Raw genomic sequence first — 2869 nt, 5'->3', positions numbered from 1 at the left:
GTCGCATCCATGTGAACCCGTTAAAAGTGGAGCGTTACATGCTTCCAGCCGGGAAATCCGTGACCAGTCGGATCACCACCGCCGTTGGATTGGCGGCACAGCGCTTTTGAGCCAGCGACGTGGCTTGCTTAACGAAGCGGAAGAGTAGGTTGGACACATTCGTCTCTTCCGCTTCTCTTCCACCTTTACAGCGACACTATCCCGCGCCTTCTGCGGATTCAACACCTATGAAAGCCTGCTAGCGCAGCAAACCACGTCTGTGATACTATATTTTTCGCCAAGATCGACCTGATCGTGTTCCTGGAGAGAAATCGCAAGCATCTACGGTGATATCTCAGGAACCGGCCGGCAGGCGGTCAAAACGTGAATGCGCTAGCTGTGGCTCACGACCGCTGCGACTGGCCGATGAGGGCCGCCGGCTCGGCGGCCCTCAGTAACTCACCTCTTGTGGATCAGATTCCTCCATGCGGTCGAGCATCTGGAAGATCGATACGAACTGCTGCTGCGCTGATGGGTGGTGTGTGCGTAAATGGAGCAACACCTATTCGGGCTCACCGCCCGGATGCCGCCAGCATCCGGGCGGCCTCCCATGATGGTGCTTCTTTGGCACGTAGGCCAATCAGAGCCACGCGTTCTCTGACGCTGTTGAATCATCGGCCTTTGACCACCCCAGTACCTCTTTACGCACGCTGGGGACTTAGCAGGCTTTCATCCCATCAGAGCAATCTCCACTGTTCGGCACACTGGCCGCACGACACGCAAACTGGCCGTCGAGTCGCTCTTCGCAACACCGAGAAAATCGAAAGTTTCGCCGGCGACAAAGGCTATGACGACCAATCTCTCCGGGATGCCCTCCGTTCAGAGGGCATCTGTCTCCTACTGCGCCATCGGTTGTTCGCTGCGTACAATCACGCGCACAACGCACGGTTGGACAGCGGGCTATACGGCCAGCGTTGGATGGCCGAGACTGCCTTTTCGGCCATCAAGCGTCGGTTCGGCCCCGCTGTCCACCCTCGCGCATGGTCCCGAGAGTTCCGCGAACTCGTGTTGACCGCAGCTATCTATAACCTCGAACAAGCTCTCAAACAGTGATGCCCACGCCGTCATCGGATTTAACAGAGCACACACCTCAAATCTGACGCAGAGATCAGTTAGTTCACCGGTGTGAGGCGTTCTCTACAACGTCTAAACAAGGCCCATATGGGCTGTTTTGTCCAGCACTCGCGAAGGTCCGGTTATTCAGTGAACTCGCGAATTCTATTGTATTAAAAAATGAAATTTAATCTTGCATTGTGGCTTCTTCTCCAGTCAGTGACAGCGACTGCTCTGACCGCGGCCAGATGAGCGAGGCGATGATCGCCGCAGCGAAGCCGGCGGGCGGAGCAACCAGACGGACAGTTACCATCTCTGTGAGACCAAGCGTAACCCATGTGACCGTGACAATTGGTCCAGCGAGGAAGGCGGCAATAAGTCCGTGTTTGGACAGATTGTCCCCCCAAAAGAACAGGAGGGTAAAAGCAGGACCAAATGCGGAGAAGAGACCAGTTGCCGAGTAACTGACCAACGTGTACACAAGACTCTCGGAGAAGTATGCAACTGCAAGCCCGACGGAGCCAACTACAAGCGTACCGAGACGGGATATTCGGAGCTGAACCTTCTCGCTAAATTCTTTATTTTTGTTTAAGATTTTATTGTAAATGTCGTGAGCAGCCGCCGAACTTGCAACGACTAGCTGCGAGTCTGCCGTCGACATCATCGCCGCGAGTGCGCCAGCAAGCAGTATTCCGCTGAGCAAGTCCGGAGTGTGATTTGTGACCATGAACGAAAGGACCATCTCTCGGTTTCCTTCCAGTGTGCTCGGTGCACCGTGAAGGGTTCGTGCCAGAAGGCCCAGCAACACAGCACCGATGGCAGTAAGGACACCCCATACGGTCGACACGAGGATTGCGGTCCGGCGATCAGATTCGCTCCTGACAGCCATCAACCGTGCGTCAAGGTGGGGATAACCACCCATTGTTGCGAAGAACCAGCTGAGGTTGGTTCCTAACAGCAGAAGCGCTGCAGACCCAGTCGCTCCACCAAACCAGGATGCACGTCCGTTACCGGAGGCTTCTAGCGATCCCATGATCGAGAGGGAAGGATCAGTTAGCACTTGACCTAGGAGTATTCCTGGCAGAATGATAAGGGTAAACACCATTAACAAGGCCTGCATCGCGTCAGTCCAGACAACCGCCAGGAAGCCGCCAGCAAACGAATAGAGGATTATCAGGACTGCGACGACAACCAACCCGACCGTCGCACTGACACCGAAGACATCTTGGAATATCGTTCCGCCAGCCAGGAACTGCGATCCCACGTATCCCATGAAGAATACGAAGGTGACTAAGGCAGGGAGTGCCCTAATAACCGCCGAATCGCCTGGGATCTTCTCGGCAAGGAGCCCAACGGGCGTGACCGCGCCTGTTTCCTTCCGTCCTTCCATGAACGGCCGTGAGTACAGCACCCACTGAAAGATCGCACCGCCAGCTGCGCCAACAATAACCCAGACAGACGATAGTCCGGAAGCCCAAGCGAGGCCGGGTAAGCCCAGCAGGAGCCACCCAGACATGTCTGAACTTCGTTCTGACAGGGCAAGCGCCCATCCCGGAAGCTTCTCTCCACCAAGGAAAAAGTCAGATTCGTTTTTGACCCGCTTTGATCCCCAATACCCGATACCTGCAACTAGGATCAAGTAGGCGATCAGACCGAGCGCACTAGTATCAAGACTTGTCATGTGTGGTTGCCACGCTCCCTGATTCTGAATGATATATATTATAATTAACGGTAGATAATGTTCATGAACCATCGTAATTAATACAAATTCATATAT

The 2869-nt window shown here is 54.5% G+C and carries 2 protein-coding genes; one reads left to right on the top strand and one right to left on the bottom strand.

All coding sequences use genetic code 11. The features are described from left to right. The first annotated feature begins 405 nt into the window (after nt 1-405). On the top strand, nt 406-1092 hold the full coding sequence (locus DJ69_RS19220) for a transposase (RefSeq protein WP_394338365.1): 687 nt from the start codon (nt 406-408) through the stop codon (nt 1090-1092). 187 nt (nt 1093-1279) lie between these two features. Here DJ69_RS19220 and DJ69_RS13865 read toward each other — a convergent pair whose 3' ends face one another. Beyond that, nucleotides 1280-2773: a sodium/proline symporter gene (locus DJ69_RS13865; protein WP_099256146.1), complete on the bottom strand. Its 1494-nt coding sequence runs from the start codon at nt 2771-2773 to the stop codon at nt 1280-1282. Nucleotides 2774-2869 lie beyond the last annotated feature (96 nt).

Origin of the sequence: Halorubrum persicum, assembly GCF_002727125.1 — an archaeon.
GTDB classification, from domain to species: Archaea; Halobacteriota; Halobacteria; order Halobacteriales; family Haloferacaceae; genus Halorubrum; species Halorubrum persicum.
The sequence above is the reverse complement of the archived record's forward strand: the minus strand, read 5'-3'. Positions and strand labels throughout refer to the sequence as shown.

Coding starts and splice junctions, on each gene's coding strand:
- DJ69_RS19220 (WP_394338365.1), top strand. CDS start 406: ATGAGGGCCGCCGGCTCGGCGGCCCTCAGTAACTCACCTCTTGTGGAT.
- DJ69_RS13865 (WP_099256146.1), bottom strand. CDS start 2,773: ATGACAAGTCTTGATACTAGTGCGCTCGGTCTGATCGCCTACTTGATC.